Origin of the sequence: Rhizobium sp. BK275 (genome assembly GCF_014193555.1) — a bacterium.
Classification (GTDB): domain Bacteria; phylum Pseudomonadota; class Alphaproteobacteria; order Rhizobiales; family Rhizobiaceae; genus Rhizobium.
Window position 1 is genome coordinate 447,502 of record NZ_JACHZL010000006.1, and the last position, 13,430, is coordinate 460,931.

Consider the following 13,430-nt stretch of genomic DNA (forward strand, 5'->3'; position numbering starts at 1 on the left):
AGGATTTGATCAGTACCTGTAGTGGTCAGACTTGAAAGGACCCTGCGGCTTCACGCCGATATAGGCAGCCTGCTCTTCGCTGAGCTGGGTGAGCTTCACGCCGAGCTTGTCGAGATGCAGGCGCGCGACCTTCTCATCCAAGTGCTTCGGCAGGATGTAGACCTTGCTTTCATACTGGCCGGGCTTGGTGAAGAGCTCGATCTGCGCCAGCGTCTGGTTGGTGAAGGAAGCCGACATGACGAAGGACGGATGGCCCGTCGCGTTGCCGAGGTTCAGCAGGCGGCCTTCGGAGAGAAGGATGATGCGATTGCCCTTCGGGAACTCAATCAGGTCGACCTGCGGCTTGACGTTCGTCCACTTGAGGTTACGAAGTGCTGCAACTTCGATTTCGTTGTCGAAGTGGCCGATATTTCCGACGATCGCCATGTCCTTCATCTGACGCATGTGGTCGATGCGGATGACATCCTTGTTACCGGTGGTGGTGATGAAGATATCGGCCGAGGAAACGACGTCCTCGAGCAGAACGACCTCATAGCCGTCCATGGCGGCCTGCAGGGCGCAGATCGGATCGGCTTCGGTCACCTTGACGCGGGCGCCGGCGCCGGAAAGCGAGGCAGCAGAACCCTTGCCGACATCGCCGTAACCGCAAACGACGGCAACCTTGCCCGCCATCATGACATCGGTGCCGCGGCGGATGCCGTCGACCAGCGACTCCTTGCAACCATACTTGTTGTCGAACTTCGACTTGGTGACGGAGTCGTTGACGTTGATGGCCGGGAAAGGCAGCAGGCCCTTCTGGCTCAGCTGATAGAGGCGGTTGACGCCCGTCGTGGTCTCTTCGGTCACCCCCTTGATGGCATCGCGCTGCTTGGTGAACCAGCCGGGCGTTGCTGCAAGGCGCTTCTTGATCTGGGCGAAGAGGATTTCCTCTTCTTCGGAGTGCGGGTTGGAAAGAACGTCCTCACCGGCTTCGGCACGGGCGCCAAGCAGGATGTACATGGTGGCGTCGCCGCCATCGTCGAGGATCATGTTGGAGAGGCCGCCATCGGCCCACTGGAAGATCTTATCGGTGTAAACCCAGTAATCTTCAAGCGACTCGCCCTTGATCGCGAAGACCGGAACGCCGGAAGCGGCGATTGCTGCTGCGGCATGGTCCTGCGTCGAGAAGATGTTGCACGATGCCCAGCGGACTTCGGCGCCGAGGGCAACCAGTGTCTCGATGAGAACGGCGGTCTGAATTGTCATGTGCAATGAGCCGGTGATGCGTGCGCCCTTCAGCGGCTTCGATTCACCGAATTCAGCGCGGCAGGACATGAGGCCGGGCATTTCGGTTTCAGCGATGGTGATTTCCTTGCGTCCGAAATCTGCAAGGCCGATATCGGCGACGACATAATCTTTTTCAATGCTCATAGGGCTCTCCAGGCTGAAACGTCTCAAAACCATCGCAAGGACGCGACGATGACCGCAACGGAACGAACGCGTGCGGAATGCACGTCATGCTCGCCGTTTAGCAGGCTTCGGTCGGGAAGGCAACGGGGATATAAAGAAGTCTTTATATCTTTATATGGCGCTGGAGATCAGATCTCTTCGCCGAACTTGTTCTGGATGAGCTCATCGAGGGCATTCAGCGCTTCGGCCGCCTGGTTGCCGGTCGCCGAGACGACGACGCTGGAGCCGGGGCTTGCCGCAAGCATCATCAGCCCCATGATCGAGGTGCCGCCGACCGTCATGCCGTCCTTGGAAACGGTGATCGTTGCATCGAAGGCATCGACAGTCTGGACGAATTTTGCCGAAGCGCGTGCGTGCAGGCCACGCTTGTTGATGATGAGGAGTTCCCGGGAAAGCGGTGTCATGGAGGTTTCTTACTTTCCGCTCAGGACCCGGCTCGCAACGTTGATGTATTTGCGGCCGGCCTCGGAAGCCTCGGCAAGCGCCTTTTCCATATTGTTCTCGCCGCGCACGCCGGCGAGCTTGATCAACATCGGCAGGTTGACGCCGGCGATGACTTCGGTATGGCCGCTGCTCATGACAGAGATTGCGAGGTTGGAAGGTGTACCCCCGAACATGTCGGTAAGAATGACGACGCCATGGCCGTCGTCTGCGCCGGAAACGGCTTCGAGAATGTCCTGTCGTCTCTGGTCCATATCGTCTTCCGGTCCGATGCAGACCGTTTCGATGAATTTCTGAGGACCGACGACGTGCTCTACGGCATGACGAAACTCTTCAGCCAGCTTGCCATGAGTGACAAGCACAAGTCCGATCATGATATTACTGCTCCCATGGCATACGCAAACCGTGGCCCCAATATCGCAACGCAGCAATTACGTCCACCGGTGGGGGCACATCTTGGCGATCAAAAGCCGAAGTGCAAGATAAAAATATAAATATATAGGCCGTATCAGGCCGTCCGGAAGGCCTCAACTTCCTATTTCCGGCGCTTTTGCCATCAACACTGCAAGGGGCAGGGAGAGGTTGGGCAACAATCGCAGTGCAGGCAACTCGAAACCCTCGGCAAGAACGGCGGTTTCCCCTTCCGCAGGAAGCCGGTTCTCGCCCCTGGCGCTGCCTGGCAGGACTGCAAAATGCATCGCCGCCTGGGTAATATGATCGTGCTTCACGATGCCCGTGCCGCGCAGTTCGATAAGCCCGGCAATGGCAGGCGGACAGGCGGCAGTGATTGCTCCGTCCTGTTTCGAAAGAAGCACCTGATCATCGGCCACGAGGACAGAAAATATTCCCTGCCGCCGCGCCTCCGCCATGCACGTAAAAGCGGTCATCGACTTGCCCCAGCCCGAAGGGCCGGTGAACAGCAGGCCGGTCTTTCCAATGACGATTGCGGTGGCGTGGATGTTGATCATGCCGCGGTATCGGCCGGGAGGGCAAGGATGAAGCGGGCACCAAGCAATTTACCGCTTTCGTCGTCGACGATGTTTTCGGCCCGTAATGAACCGCCATGCGCCTCGGCGATCTGCCGGCTGATGGAAAGTCCGAGGCCGGAATTCTGGCCGAAACCTTCGGATTCCGGTCGGTCGGTATAAAAGCGTTCGAAGATGCGGTCGATATTCTCTGCCTGGATCCCCGGACCGTTGTCTTCGATATAGACGACGCAACGGGAGCGGGTACGGACCAGGCGCACCGTGATCTTGCCGTCCTGCTCCGGCACGAAGGAGCGAGCATTTTCAATCAGGTTGGTGATGATCTGGCCGATACGCAGGTCATGCCCTTTGACGACAAAGCGCGTCTTGACGTTCGGCTTGCGATCCACGGCATAGTCTATGTCGACCTTTTTCTTGGTGCTGCGGATCTGGCGCGACACGTCGATGAGATCGCGCAGAAATACTTCCAGATCGACAGATCCCGCATCGACGCGCGCAAGCTCGGCATCGAGACGCGATGCATCCGAGATATCGCTGATCAGCCGATCGAGGCGGCGGACATCGTGCTGGATGACATCCATCAGCCGCTTCTTGGAATCGTCGGATTTGGCGAGCGGCAGTGTTTCGACGGCACTGCGCAGCGAGGTTAGCGGGTTCTTTAGCTCATGGCTGACATCGGCCGCAAAGCTCTCGATCGCATCGATCCGGTCGTAGAGGGCCGTCGTCATTTCGCGCAGCGCAATGGAAAGGTTGCCGATTTCGTCCTGACGCGCGGAAAAGTCTGGAATTTCCTCACGTTCCTTGGCGCCGCGGCGCACCCGGATGGCCGCCGCCGAAAGCCGTCGCAGCGGATTGGCGATCGTCGAGGAAAGCACGAGCGCCATCAGCACGTTGACGAGCGTTGCAACGCCGAAGACGCGCATGATGGCGAGACGCTCGGCATGCACGATATTGTCGATATCGCCGGCCTGCGTCGACAGCAGCAACACACCGAGCACGGCCCGGAAACGCTGGATCGGTACGGCAACCGAAACGATGAGCTCGCCCTTTTCCGTCGTGCGCACGACTGCGCCGCGCACACCCGTCAGCGCGTTCATCACCTCGGGATAGATAGAACCATCACCACCTGGTGCTTCCTTGTAGACAGGAAGATTGCCCGGCTGCAGAGCCTTGTTGAAGAGGGCCGTGAACCATTCGCCCCAGGTCTGCTTTTCTTCCTCCACCGGCGGCAGGTCGAAACGCAGCACCTGGCCACGAGAATAGAGATGGCGGGAATCGAGCAGCAGATTGGCGTCGGCATCGAAGATGCGGGCGCGGGTGCGGGTCGGAGAGATCAGCCGTCGAAGAACCGGCGCCACCTTTTCCGGATCGATCGGGAATTCGAGATCCTCGTCGTTCGGCACCGGTGTGATGCTCTGGCCGGCCTGCAGTTCGAGCAGCTTCTGCGGATCGATGGTGATCGAGTTCGTATCGACGGAAGCCGAAGCCGAAACCGCGCCGGCGATGATTTCGCCCTGAGTCAGCAGGCTCTCGACGCGCGCGTCGATCAGGCCTTCTCGGAACTGGTTGAGGTAGAGAATACCGCCGACGAGGACGAGCAGGGCCGCGAGGTTGAAGAAGACGATGCGACGCGTCAGGCTCGAAAAGACAGCATTGCCGAAGATACGGCGGATCAGGGTGAAGGGATGCGACCAACGCCTACCCCTGACGCGTCGGGTGCTCACGCCCTCCGCATCATCCAGATCCCTTTCCTGCACCAACTGTGCCAATCACGGCCCTTTCGGAGGGCAGGGCCAGCTTGGCCGGCCCGCCGCCCTCATTCGTCTCTCCCTGCGCTTTGAAGCGTCAGGCTGCTTCGCGGAAGCGGTAACCCACACCGTAAAGCGTTTCAATCATATCAAAGTCTGTATCGACCATCTTGAACTTCTTCCGCAGCCGCTTGATGTGGCTGTCGATGGTGCGGTCGTCAACATACACCTGTTCGTCATAGGCGGCATCCATGAGGGCGTCGCGGCTTTTCACCACACCCGGGCGCTGGGCCAGCGAATGCAGGATCAGGAATTCAGTGACGGTGAGGGTGACGGCCTCACCCTTCCAGGTGCAGGTGTGGCGTTCCTGGTCCATGACCAGCTGGCCGCGCTCGAGCGAACGGGCCTGCTGAACCGCACCTGCCTTTGGCGTACCGACGGTCGCAACGCCGCCGGTAGCGGCGGCCTCACGGCTCGAAGCGCGGCGCAGCACTGCGCGAACGCGCTCGACCAGCAGTCGCTGGGAGAAGGGCTTGGTGATAAAATCGTCGGCGCCCATCTTCAGGCCGAAGAGCTCGTCGATCTCTTCATCCTTGGAAGTTAGGAAGATGACTGGCATGTCCGACTTCTGACGAAGGCGGCGAAGCAGCTCCATGCCGTCCATACGCGGCATCTTGATATCGAAGATCGCCAGGTGCGGCGGGCGCGCCAGCAGACCGTCCAGCGCGGAAGCGCCATCCGTATAGGTCTCGACCTTATATCCTTCTGCCTCCAGTGCAATCGACACGGAAGTGAGGATGTTGCGGTCGTCGTCAACGAGCGCGATTGTCGGCATGGTGTTGGTCTCCGTCATCAGTGCGCAATCTCCCGGATTGGTCGTCCCCAGGCGGTCTTCGTGACCGGTTGCGCTTATGGAGGATAAAGGTGGAACAAATTGTGGCAAAGATAAAGGGGTAGATTGCCAGCTCTCATCAGCCGCAATCGCAAGTGGTGCGACAAGTTGTTTCAACAGGAGGTCTTCAAACGATTTAAAATAGATTCTCGGAATTTAAATCGATTAATTATTTGATATTATTATATTTTCTAAGTTATAGGCTATTGCCATTTAAAATTTCTCCTCTTACTTTCGCTTAGATTTTAGCGGCCAAGGCGCCTCAGCGAAGGGAAAAGCTATGGAGACGTTCGGAGTTCACAACCAGGCAATCGAGCTGGCGACGATCGGTTTCGGCGACATACGGAGCGTCCGTTACAACCTCTCTGCCGCTCTTCTTTACGAGGAAGCGATTCGCCGGGGAGAGGCCGAACTGACAGCCCAGGGCGCACTTCGTGCCACGACCGGCCAGCACACCGGCCGGTCGCCGCGCGACAAGTTCGTCGTCCGCGATGAGAATACGGATGGCCAGATCTGGTGGGATAACAACAAGCCGATGTCGCCGGAGCATTTTGCCCTGCTGCACAAGGATATGCTGGCCCATGCCGCGGGCAGGGATCTCTTCGTGCAGGACCTGATCGGCGGTGCCGATGCCGGTCAGGCACTCCCGACCCGCGTTGTGACCGAATTCGCCTGGCATTCGCTCTTCATCCGCAACCTGCTGATCCGTCCGAAGGCAGACGCGCTCGCGAGCTTTGCGCCGAAGTTGACGATCATCGACCTGCCGAGCTTCAAGGCCGATCCGGAGCGTTACGGCTGCCGCACCGAAACGGTGATTGCCTGCGATCTCACCAACGGCATCGTTCTGATTGCCGGCACCTCCTATGCCGGCGAGATGAAGAAGTCAGTCTTCACAGTGCTAAACTACCTGCTGCCCGAAAAGGGTGTCATGCCGATGCACTGCTCGGCCAATGTCGGCCCTGCGGGTGATGCTGCGGTCTTCTTCGGTCTGTCCGGTACGGGCAAGACGACGCTTTCGGCTGACCCGGCACGCACCTTGATCGGCGATGACGAACACGGCTGGAGCGAAAACGGCATCTTCAATTTCGAAGGCGGCTGCTACGCCAAGACCATTCGCCTCTCGGCAGAGGCCGAACCGGAAATCTATGCCACGACACAGCGTTTCGGTACGGTGCTTGAAAACGTCGTTCTCAACGAAAACCGAGAGCCGGATTTCGACGATGCGTCGCTGACGGAAAACACGCGCTGCGCCTACCCGATGGACTTCATTCCGAATGCATCTGAAACCGGCCTTGCGCCTCATCCAAAGACGATCATCATGCTGACGGCCGACGCTTTTGGCGTCATGCCGCCGATCGCCAAGCTGACGCCCGATCAGGCCATGTACCACTTCCTGTCCGGCTACACCGCCAAGGTGGCCGGTACGGAAAAGGGTGTCGTGGAGCCGGAAGCAACCTTTTCGACCTGCTTCGGCGCACCCTTCATGCCGCGCCATCCGGCCGAATACGGCAATTTGCTGAAGGAGTTGATCGGCCGCCACGGCGTGGAATGCTGGCTGGTCAACACCGGCTGGACCGGCGGTGCCTACGGCATCGGCAAGCGCATGCCGATCAAGGCAACCCGTGCTTTGCTGACGGCCGCACTTTCCGGCGAACTCGCCAAGGCTGAGCTCCGCGCCGATGCGAATTTCGGCTTTGCCGTTCCGGTAGCGGTTGAAGGCGTCGATACTGGCATCCTCGATCCGCGCTCGACCTGGGCCGACAAGCAGGCCTATGACGCGCAGGCCGAAAAGCTGGTCTCCATGTTCATTGCCAACTTCGCCAAGTTCGAGGACCATGTCGACGGCGGCGTGCGCGACGCAGCCCCCGGCATCAAGGTCGCTGCCGAATAAGCCGCCGGCAAACTTCTGGAGATTCACGTGAAACCCGGCGTTCCCAAGCGCCGGGTCTTCGGTTGCTCAGGCGCCGGGTTTCCACCGCTTTCAATTCGCGGCCATTATGCGCTAGAAGGCTGCATGGCCAGCGACGCTCTTTATATCGACGACAGGATTACCATCGCCGGATGGGAGCTGACGGAACAGTTCGTTCTGGCAGGTGGTCCTGGCGGTCAGAACGTCAACAAGGTCTCGACCGCCGTCCAGCTCTTCTTCAATATTCCCAATTCCCCCTCGCTCAACGAGAGGGTCAAAACCAATGCGATCAAGCTTGCCGGCAGGCGCATGTCGAAGGACGGTGTGCTGATGATCGAGGCAAGCCGCTTTCGCAGTCAGGACCGTAATCGCGAGGACGCACGCGAGCGGCTGAAGGAATTGATCCTTGAGGCCGCCAAGCCGCCACCGCCGCCGCGCAAGAAGACCAAGCCGACGAAGGGCTCGATCGAGCGACGCCTGAAGGAAAAATCCGGCCGCTCGGAAGTCAAGAAGATGCGCGGCCGACCGGGCGGTGGAGAATGACATGCCGGAGCTTCTAAGCGGCATCCGCCATCTGCCAGACTATCTGGATTGCGCTCGCCAGGAAGCGCTGGTTGATATCATCAGGAATATTGTCGCCGAGGCGCCGCTCTACGTGCCGATCATGCGCGGTACCGGCAAGCCGATGTCGGTGCGCATGACCAATTGCGGCTCGCTCGGCTGGGTGACGGACAAGGCGCGCGGCTATCGCTATCAGCCGATGCACCCGGTGACCGGCAGGCCGTGGCCGGCACTCCCGTCGGAGTTGCTGGAGATCTGGGGCGACGTTTCGGGCTACGACAAGCCGCCTGAAGCCTGCCTCGTCAATTTCTATTCGGATGAGGCGCGCATGGGGTTGCATCAGGACAAGGATGAGAACGACCTGAAAGCGCCGGTCGTCTCGATTTCGCTCGGCAATGCCTGCCTGTTTCGCGCGGGTGGCGTGAACCGCAACGACAAGACCATGTCCCTCAAGCTGTCGAGCGGCGATGTCGTCATTCTCGGCGGGGAAGGGCGGCTCTGCTTCCACGGCGTCGACCGCATCTACCCGACCACCTCGACCCTTTTGAAGAACGGCGGCCGCATCAATCTGACGCTCCGCCGGGTCAATCCGTAGAAGCAATTCCAGTAAGGGTTTTCGTCAGGAATTGCGTAGCTCAAAGCTTGCGCAGCGCCACCTGTTCGATCAGATGATCTTTGCCCTTGTGCAGGATGAGATCGGCACGCGGCCGCGTCGGCAGGATGTTCTGGCGCAGGTTCTTGAGGTTGATATTCGCCCAGAGGTCCTCGGCGATCGCAACCGCTTCTTCATCGCTGATCGATGCATAGCGATGGAAGTAGGAATTCGGATCCCGGAAGGCCGTTTCCCTGAGCCGCATGAAACGCGTCACATACCAGTTGTGGATCTGCGTTTCCTCGGCGTCGATATAGATCGAGAAGTCGAAGAAGTCGGAAACCATTGGCACGATCTTGCCGTCGGCCGGCAGGTCGCGCGATTGCAGGACATTGATACCCTCGAAGATCAGAATGTCAGGCCGGTCGACGATCTTGTATTCATCCGGCAGCACGTCATAGACGAGGTGGGAATAGGAGGGCGCCTTTACATCGGGCAGTCCGGCCTTGATCGCCGACAGGAAACGTAGGATCGCCGCAGTATCGTAGCTTTCCGGAAAACCCTTGCGCTGCATCAGGTTCTCGCGTTTCAGCACGGCATTGGGATAGAGGAAACCGTCCGTGGTGACGAGATCGACCTTGGGACTGGAAGGCCAGCGGCCGAGCAGCTCCTTCAGGATACGTGCCGTCGTGGATTTGCCGACGGCGACAGAACCGGCAATGCCGATCACGAACGGCGTCTTCGCCACATCCGACAGGCTGAGGAAGCGGTTGCGCTGCTCGAACAGCAGCTGCGAGGATTCCACATGTGCCGAAAGCAGCCGCGACAGCGACAGATAGATGCGCCGGACTTCATCGAGATCGATCGGGTCGCCCATGGAGCGGAGCCGTTTGACCTCATCGGCCGTCAGCGTCATCGGCGTGTCGGCACGAAACTTTGCCCACTGTTCCGATGTGAAGAAGTGATAGGGGGAATAGGAAGCGGTCTGGAAGTGATCCAGCTTTTCCGCCACCCCGATAATCTGTGTCGCGATACTCATGAACTCTGCCGGCTGGCCTTTTCCTTGAGGCCGGATTGCGCGGTCCGCCGCGCAAGTTCGGTCATGACATTCTCTACTGGTATTTCAGCAATCTTCAATACGACCAATAGGTGATAGAGAACGTCGGCTGCTTCATAGGTGAGGTTATCGCGGTCGTTGGTGACAGCCGCCATGACAGCTTCGATCGCTTCCTCGCCGAGTTTCTTGGCCGCTTTTTGCTGTCCGCCGGCCACCAGCTTGGCGGTCCAGGATTCGTCCGGAGAGGCCTTCGCCCGCTCTTCGACGATCCGCTCGAGGTCGGAAAGGGAAAATCCGCTCATGTCCTGCTTCCAAACTCAGTCGAGGCGCATCGCGATGCCGCGCTCAGACATATAGTGTTTCGCTTCGCCGACGGAATAGGTGCCGAAGTGGAAGATCGATGCGGCAAGCACCGCATTGGCATGGCCTTCCTTCACGCCGGCCACGAGATCGTCGAGATCACCGACGCCGCCAGAGGCAATGACCGGCACGCGAACGGAATCGGCGATCGCGCGCGTCAGTTCCAGATCGTAACCGATCTTCGTGCCGTCGCGGTCCATAGAGGTGACGAGCAACTCGCCGGCGCCGCGGGCAACCATCTTTTGGGCGAATTCCACCGCATCGATGCCGGTCGCGTTGCGGCCGCCATGCGTGTAGATCTCCCAGGCACTGAAATTATCGCCGCCGACTTTGTGCGTCAGGCGGCGCTTGGCATCGATTGACACGACGATGCACTGATCGCCGAACTTGTCAGCCGCTTCGGCCACAAAATCCGGATTGTTGACCGCAGCCGAATTGATCGAGACCTTGTCGGCACCGCACAGCAGCAGCTTGCGGATATCGGCAATGGTCCGCACGCCGCCGCCGACGGTAAGCGGCATGAAGCACTGCTCAGCCGTGCGCGCGACGACATCGAAGATCGTCTCGCGATTGTCCGAGGAGGCGGTGATGTCGAGGAAGCAGAGTTCATCGGCACCGGCCGCATCATAGGCCTTGGCTGCTTCGACAGGATCGCCGGCATCGACCAGATTGAGGAAATTGACGCCCTTGACGACACGACCGTCCTTGACGTCGAGGCAGGGGATTATGCGGGCTTTCAGGCTCATTATACAGTCTCCTTCGCCCGTGCTGCTTTGATGAGATCGAGCGCCTCCTTGGGATCGATCCGCCCATCATAAAGAGCCCGTCCGGAGATGGCGCCTTCGAGCTTGCGGGCATCCGGTTGAAGCATGCGTTTGATGTCATCGATCGAGGCAAGTCCGCCCGATGCGATGACAGGAATAGAGACGGCGTCCGCCAGTTCCAGCGTCGATGTCCAGTTGATGCCTGTCAGGATGCCGTCACGATCGATGTCAGTATAGATGATCGCGGCAACGCCGGCGCCCTCGAATTTCTTGGCCAGTTCGATGATCCCGAGCTCGGATGCTTCCGCCCAGCCTTCGACGGCCACCTTTCCGCCCTTGGCGTCGATGCCGACGGCAACGCGGCCCGGAAATGTCTTGCAGGCTTCGATGACGAGCGCCGGGTCACGGACGGCAACGGTGCCTAGGATGACGCGGCGCAGACCGCGCGAAAGCCAGTTCTCGATGTGCTCGAGCGTTCGGATGCCGCCGCCGAGTTGAACCGGGTTTTTCGTGGCCTTTAGGATCGCTTCGACGGCATCGCCATTGGCCGAATGTCCCGCAAAGGCGCCGTCGAGATCGACCACATGCAGCCATTCGAAACCCTGCTCTTCGAAGGATTTCGCCTGGGCGGCCGGATCGGTATTGTAGACCGTCGCCTGTTGCATGTCGCCGAGCTTCAGGCGAACGCATTGTCCGCCCTTCAGGTCGATCGCGGGAAAAAGGATCATTCGTCTCAAGTCCGTAGCATCATGGGCACTATCAGTGCATTCCACGCATCTACGATATCCGAACGAAAAAAGACAGCGGCAATGGTGAGAGCGGCGAAAAGGACGATCAGCAGCAGCGCCACGGTGAAGCCGACCCGCACCTGGCGCCAGAAGCCGGTACGCTTCCTCACCGAATTTTCGATGTCGCGCACCTGCCGCAGCGCCTCGCTATTGGTGGCGACAAGCTGGATCTGCGGCTCCATGGCCTCGACATAGGTCTCGGCATAGCTTGAAAGGATCTGCGAGGCACGGTCGCGCAACGTGTTGCGCAGATCGGACGAAAGGTAATTGCTCGTCACCGCCGCGATTTCTGCCTCAATGGGCGAACGGCCAGCATTGCGCTTGCGATAGCTGACGATGAAATCGCGCTTTTGGCGCTCGTAGAGTGCGTAGGCGAGCAGACCGATCAGGTCATCCTCGCCTTCGATATAGAATTCCAGCACGGCTTCGGCGAGATCGCCGGCGCTTATCTCGTCCGATCTCAGCCTGGAATTCTCTTTTCCCGGAAAGGTCTCCTGCATCAGCGGTCGAGCCTTTCTTTCAGTGTCTTGGCAGCATTGGAGAGCGCTTTGCGATGCAGAGCCTCGTCGACCTGGCGGACGATCGTCCCGCCGGGCAGCCTGATATCGACGAATGGCGGCTGGCCCTCTCTGGCAGGCCGCAGCCTGTAAAATATCTTTCCTGTCTTTTGCGAAGCCGGCATCGAGCGCGCTCCTGTATCTGCCTTCCCTTACAGGGGAAATAAGGCGCGCATATTAAAAGCCAGCCCTCAGGGCGCCCAGCGCAGGAAATTCGCAATCAGCGCCAGTCCGAGCTTCTGGCTCTTTTCCGGGTGGAATTGCGAACCAGCCATATTGTCCCGGCCGACGAAGGCCGTCATCGGCCCACCATAATCGGTGGTAGCGATCACGTCAGAGGCTTTCTCGGCAGCGAAATGGTAGGAGTGTACGAAATAAGCATGCAGGCCATCAGGTCCGGTCGGAATACCGTCGAAAAGCGGATGATCCTGTTTCAGGTCGAGCGTGTTCCAGCCGATCTGCGGGATTTTCAGCTCGGGGTCGGCAGGTGTCATCTCGACGACGTCGCCTGCAATCCAGCCGAAACCTTGCGTCACCGTCTTTTCAAGACCGCGCGAGGACATGAGCTGCATGCCGACGCAGATGCCGAGGAAGGGACGCGCCTTTTTCTCGACGCCTTCGAGCAGGGCCTCCGTCATACCAGGCACGGCATCGAGCCCGCGGCGGCAATCGGCATAGGCGCCGACGCCCGGCAGCACGATGCGGTCGGCCGCGGCAACGATCTCCGCCTTGTCGGTCAGATTGATTTCGGCCTCGATGCCGGCTTCGCGGGCCGCACGTTCGAAAGCCTTGGTGGCCGAGCGCAGATTGCCAGAGCCGTAGTCGATAATCGCGACGCGCATTATTTGCGCCCTCCGTCAAAACCGAAGAGACCGAGCGAAGTGGAATGGCCCTGCCGTGCCTGCGGGCCGGAAGCCTGGTTCCATTCGGGCGCCTTCAAATCGGCGCCGGTCTCGATGTTGGAAAAATAGATCTCTTCCGCAAGATCGATCGAGGACGCGCCGATCGCGGCCTCCTCGCGCCAGCCGCGGGAAGCAAGGTTGCGGATGCGGAAATTCTGACCCTCGAACCCGACGAACAGGTTGACGGCAAAGGCGAGCGCTATTCCCGCCGACCCGAAGCCCGGCTCTTCCGTCAGCACGCCGCCGATCGCCTGCAGCGCGAAGGCAATGATCGCATGGAGCCAGAGCCGGTGTGCCAGGAGCCAGATCCAGGGAAAGAGGAAGGCAAGCCACGAGAAACCGTCGCGGATCGTGCGCGTGTCCTCGCGCTGACCATCAGGCGGAACAAGAAAAACGTAGCTGGATGCCATCTGACGCTCCCTGC

General features: G+C 59.6%; 17 protein-coding genes. 3 read left to right on the forward strand and 14 right to left on the reverse strand.

Annotated elements, in window-relative coordinates; all coding sequences use genetic code 11:
* Positions 1-9: 9 nt before the first annotated feature.
* The 6 genes from ahcY to FHT82_RS21050 all read right to left on the reverse strand — a co-directional run bounded on the left by ahcY (position 10) and on the right by FHT82_RS21050 (position 5,459).
* A complete protein-coding gene (gene ahcY, locus FHT82_RS21025; RefSeq protein ID WP_183734612.1) occupies positions 10-1,410 on the reverse strand; it encodes an adenosylhomocysteinase in 1,401 nt (466 codons plus the stop codon).
* Between the two features lie 167 nt (positions 1,411-1,577).
* Positions 1,578-1,853 carry an HPr family phosphocarrier protein gene (locus FHT82_RS21030; RefSeq protein WP_183734613.1) on the reverse strand — a complete coding sequence of 92 codons (276 nt, stop codon included), beginning with the start codon at positions 1,851-1,853 and terminating at the stop codon, positions 1,578-1,580.
* Positions 1,854-1,862: 9 nt separating this feature from the next.
* Complete coding sequence (locus FHT82_RS21035; protein ID WP_007813746.1) at positions 1,863-2,264, reverse strand: PTS sugar transporter subunit IIA; 402 nt, start codon at positions 2,262-2,264, stop codon at positions 1,863-1,865.
* Positions 2,265-2,417: 153 nt separating this feature from the next.
* Positions 2,418-2,858 carry a serine/threonine protein kinase gene (locus FHT82_RS21040; protein ID WP_183734614.1) on the reverse strand — a complete coding sequence of 147 codons (441 nt, stop codon included), beginning with the start codon at positions 2,856-2,858 and terminating at the stop codon, positions 2,418-2,420.
* Positions 2,855-4,645 carry a sensor histidine kinase gene (locus tag FHT82_RS21045; protein WP_183734615.1) on the reverse strand — a complete coding sequence of 597 codons (1,791 nt, stop codon included), beginning with the start codon at positions 4,643-4,645 and terminating at the stop codon, positions 2,855-2,857. The genes FHT82_RS21040 and FHT82_RS21045 overlap by 4 nt, the downstream gene beginning before the upstream one ends.
* A 76-nt stretch (positions 4,646-4,721) precedes the next feature.
* A complete protein-coding gene (locus FHT82_RS21050; protein ID WP_210276856.1) occupies positions 4,722-5,459 on the reverse strand; it encodes a response regulator transcription factor in 738 nt (245 codons plus the stop codon).
* Between the two features lie 337 nt (positions 5,460-5,796).
* On the opposite strand from FHT82_RS21050, the gene FHT82_RS21055 reads away from it, so the two are divergent.
* The 3 genes from FHT82_RS21055 to FHT82_RS21065 all read left to right on the forward strand — a co-directional run bounded on the left by FHT82_RS21055 (position 5,797) and on the right by FHT82_RS21065 (position 8,581).
* Entirely contained in the window at positions 5,797-7,407 is a 1,611-nt protein-coding gene (locus FHT82_RS21055) for a phosphoenolpyruvate carboxykinase (RefSeq protein ID WP_183734617.1), read from the forward strand.
* A gap of 123 nt (positions 7,408-7,530) precedes the next feature.
* Positions 7,531-7,968 carry an alternative ribosome rescue aminoacyl-tRNA hydrolase ArfB gene (arfB, locus tag FHT82_RS21060; RefSeq protein WP_183734618.1) on the forward strand — a complete coding sequence of 146 codons (438 nt, stop codon included), beginning with the start codon at positions 7,531-7,533 and terminating at the stop codon, positions 7,966-7,968.
* A gap of 1 nt (position 7,969) precedes the next feature.
* Positions 7,970-8,581 carry an alpha-ketoglutarate-dependent dioxygenase AlkB gene (locus tag FHT82_RS21065; protein WP_183734619.1) on the forward strand — a complete coding sequence of 204 codons (612 nt, stop codon included), beginning with the start codon at positions 7,970-7,972 and terminating at the stop codon, positions 8,579-8,581.
* A 40-nt stretch (positions 8,582-8,621) separates the two neighbouring features.
* Here FHT82_RS21065 and coaA read toward each other — a convergent pair whose 3' ends face one another.
* The 8 genes from coaA to FHT82_RS21105 all read right to left on the reverse strand — a co-directional run bounded on the left by coaA (position 8,622) and on the right by FHT82_RS21105 (position 13,416).
* Positions 8,622-9,617, reverse strand: coding sequence for a type I pantothenate kinase (coaA, locus tag FHT82_RS21070; protein WP_183734620.1), 996 nt, complete (start codon positions 9,615-9,617; stop codon positions 8,622-8,624).
* Positions 9,614-9,937 (reverse strand): phosphoribosyl-ATP diphosphatase, encoded by a 324-nt coding sequence (locus FHT82_RS21075; protein ID WP_183734621.1) that lies wholly within the window; start codon positions 9,935-9,937, stop codon positions 9,614-9,616. The genes coaA and FHT82_RS21075 overlap by 4 nt, the downstream gene beginning before the upstream one ends.
* Before the next feature lie 15 nt (positions 9,938-9,952).
* Positions 9,953-10,741: an imidazole glycerol phosphate synthase subunit HisF gene (gene hisF, locus FHT82_RS21080; RefSeq protein ID WP_183734622.1), complete on the reverse strand. Its 789-nt coding sequence runs from the start codon at positions 10,739-10,741 to the stop codon at positions 9,953-9,955.
* Positions 10,741-11,487, reverse strand: a complete 747-nt coding sequence (hisA, locus tag FHT82_RS21085; protein ID WP_183734623.1) for a 1-(5-phosphoribosyl)-5-[(5-phosphoribosylamino)methylideneamino]imidazole-4-carboxamide isomerase — start codon at positions 11,485-11,487, stop codon at positions 10,741-10,743. Before hisA ends, hisF begins: the two co-directional genes overlap by 1 nt.
* 5 nt (positions 11,488-11,492) lie before the next feature.
* Positions 11,493-12,047, reverse strand: a complete 555-nt coding sequence (locus FHT82_RS21090) for a hypothetical protein (protein WP_183734624.1) — start codon at positions 12,045-12,047, stop codon at positions 11,493-11,495.
* Positions 12,047-12,229, reverse strand: coding sequence for a hypothetical protein (locus tag FHT82_RS21095; RefSeq protein WP_183734625.1), 183 nt, complete (start codon positions 12,227-12,229; stop codon positions 12,047-12,049). Before FHT82_RS21095 ends, FHT82_RS21090 begins: the two co-directional genes overlap by 1 nt.
* Positions 12,230-12,295: 66 nt before the next feature.
* A complete protein-coding gene (hisH, locus tag FHT82_RS21100; protein WP_183734626.1) occupies positions 12,296-12,946 on the reverse strand; it encodes an imidazole glycerol phosphate synthase subunit HisH in 651 nt (216 codons plus the stop codon).
* Positions 12,946-13,416: a DUF2628 domain-containing protein gene (locus FHT82_RS21105; protein WP_183734627.1), complete on the reverse strand. Its 471-nt coding sequence runs from the start codon at positions 13,414-13,416 to the stop codon at positions 12,946-12,948. The genes hisH and FHT82_RS21105 overlap by 1 nt, the downstream gene beginning before the upstream one ends.
* Positions 13,417-13,430: the final 14 nt, after the last annotated feature.

What these genes read in the sequence shown, in the direction of transcription:
- ahcY (WP_183734612.1), bottom strand. Translation starts at nt 1,410, where the DNA reads ATGAGCATTGAAAAAGATTATGTCGTCGCCGATATCGGCCTTGCAGAT.
- FHT82_RS21030 (WP_183734613.1), bottom strand. Translation starts at nt 1,853, where the DNA reads ATGACACCGCTTTCCCGGGAACTCCTCATCATCAACAAGCGTGGCCTG.
- FHT82_RS21035 (WP_007813746.1), bottom strand. Translation starts at nt 2,264, where the DNA reads ATGATCGGACTTGTGCTTGTCACTCATGGCAAGCTGGCTGAAGAGTTT.
- FHT82_RS21040 (WP_183734614.1), bottom strand. Translation starts at nt 2,858, where the DNA reads ATGATCAACATCCACGCCACCGCAATCGTCATTGGAAAGACCGGCCTG.
- FHT82_RS21050 (WP_210276856.1), bottom strand. Translation starts at nt 5,459, where the DNA reads ATGCCGACAATCGCGCTCGTTGACGACGACCGCAACATCCTCACTTCC.
- FHT82_RS21055 (WP_183734617.1), top strand. Translation starts at nt 5,797, where the DNA reads ATGGAGACGTTCGGAGTTCACAACCAGGCAATCGAGCTGGCGACGATC.
- arfB (WP_183734618.1), top strand. Translation starts at nt 7,531, where the DNA reads ATGGCCAGCGACGCTCTTTATATCGACGACAGGATTACCATCGCCGGA.
- FHT82_RS21065 (WP_183734619.1), top strand. Translation starts at nt 7,970, where the DNA reads ATGCCGGAGCTTCTAAGCGGCATCCGCCATCTGCCAGACTATCTGGAT.
- coaA (WP_183734620.1), bottom strand. Translation starts at nt 9,617, where the DNA reads ATGAGTATCGCGACACAGATTATCGGGGTGGCGGAAAAGCTGGATCAC.
- FHT82_RS21075 (WP_183734621.1), bottom strand. Translation starts at nt 9,937, where the DNA reads ATGAGCGGATTTTCCCTTTCCGACCTCGAGCGGATCGTCGAAGAGCGG.
- hisF (WP_183734622.1), bottom strand. Translation starts at nt 10,741, where the DNA reads ATGAGCCTGAAAGCCCGCATAATCCCCTGCCTCGACGTCAAGGACGGT.
- hisA (WP_183734623.1), bottom strand. Translation starts at nt 11,487, where the DNA reads ATGATCCTTTTTCCCGCGATCGACCTGAAGGGCGGACAATGCGTTCGC.
- FHT82_RS21090 (WP_183734624.1), bottom strand. Translation starts at nt 12,047, where the DNA reads ATGCAGGAGACCTTTCCGGGAAAAGAGAATTCCAGGCTGAGATCGGAC.
- FHT82_RS21095 (WP_183734625.1), bottom strand. Translation starts at nt 12,229, where the DNA reads ATGCCGGCTTCGCAAAAGACAGGAAAGATATTTTACAGGCTGCGGCCT.
- hisH (WP_183734626.1), bottom strand. Translation starts at nt 12,946, where the DNA reads ATGCGCGTCGCGATTATCGACTACGGCTCTGGCAATCTGCGCTCGGCC.
- FHT82_RS21105 (WP_183734627.1), bottom strand. Translation starts at nt 13,416, where the DNA reads ATGGCATCCAGCTACGTTTTTCTTGTTCCGCCTGATGGTCAGCGCGAG.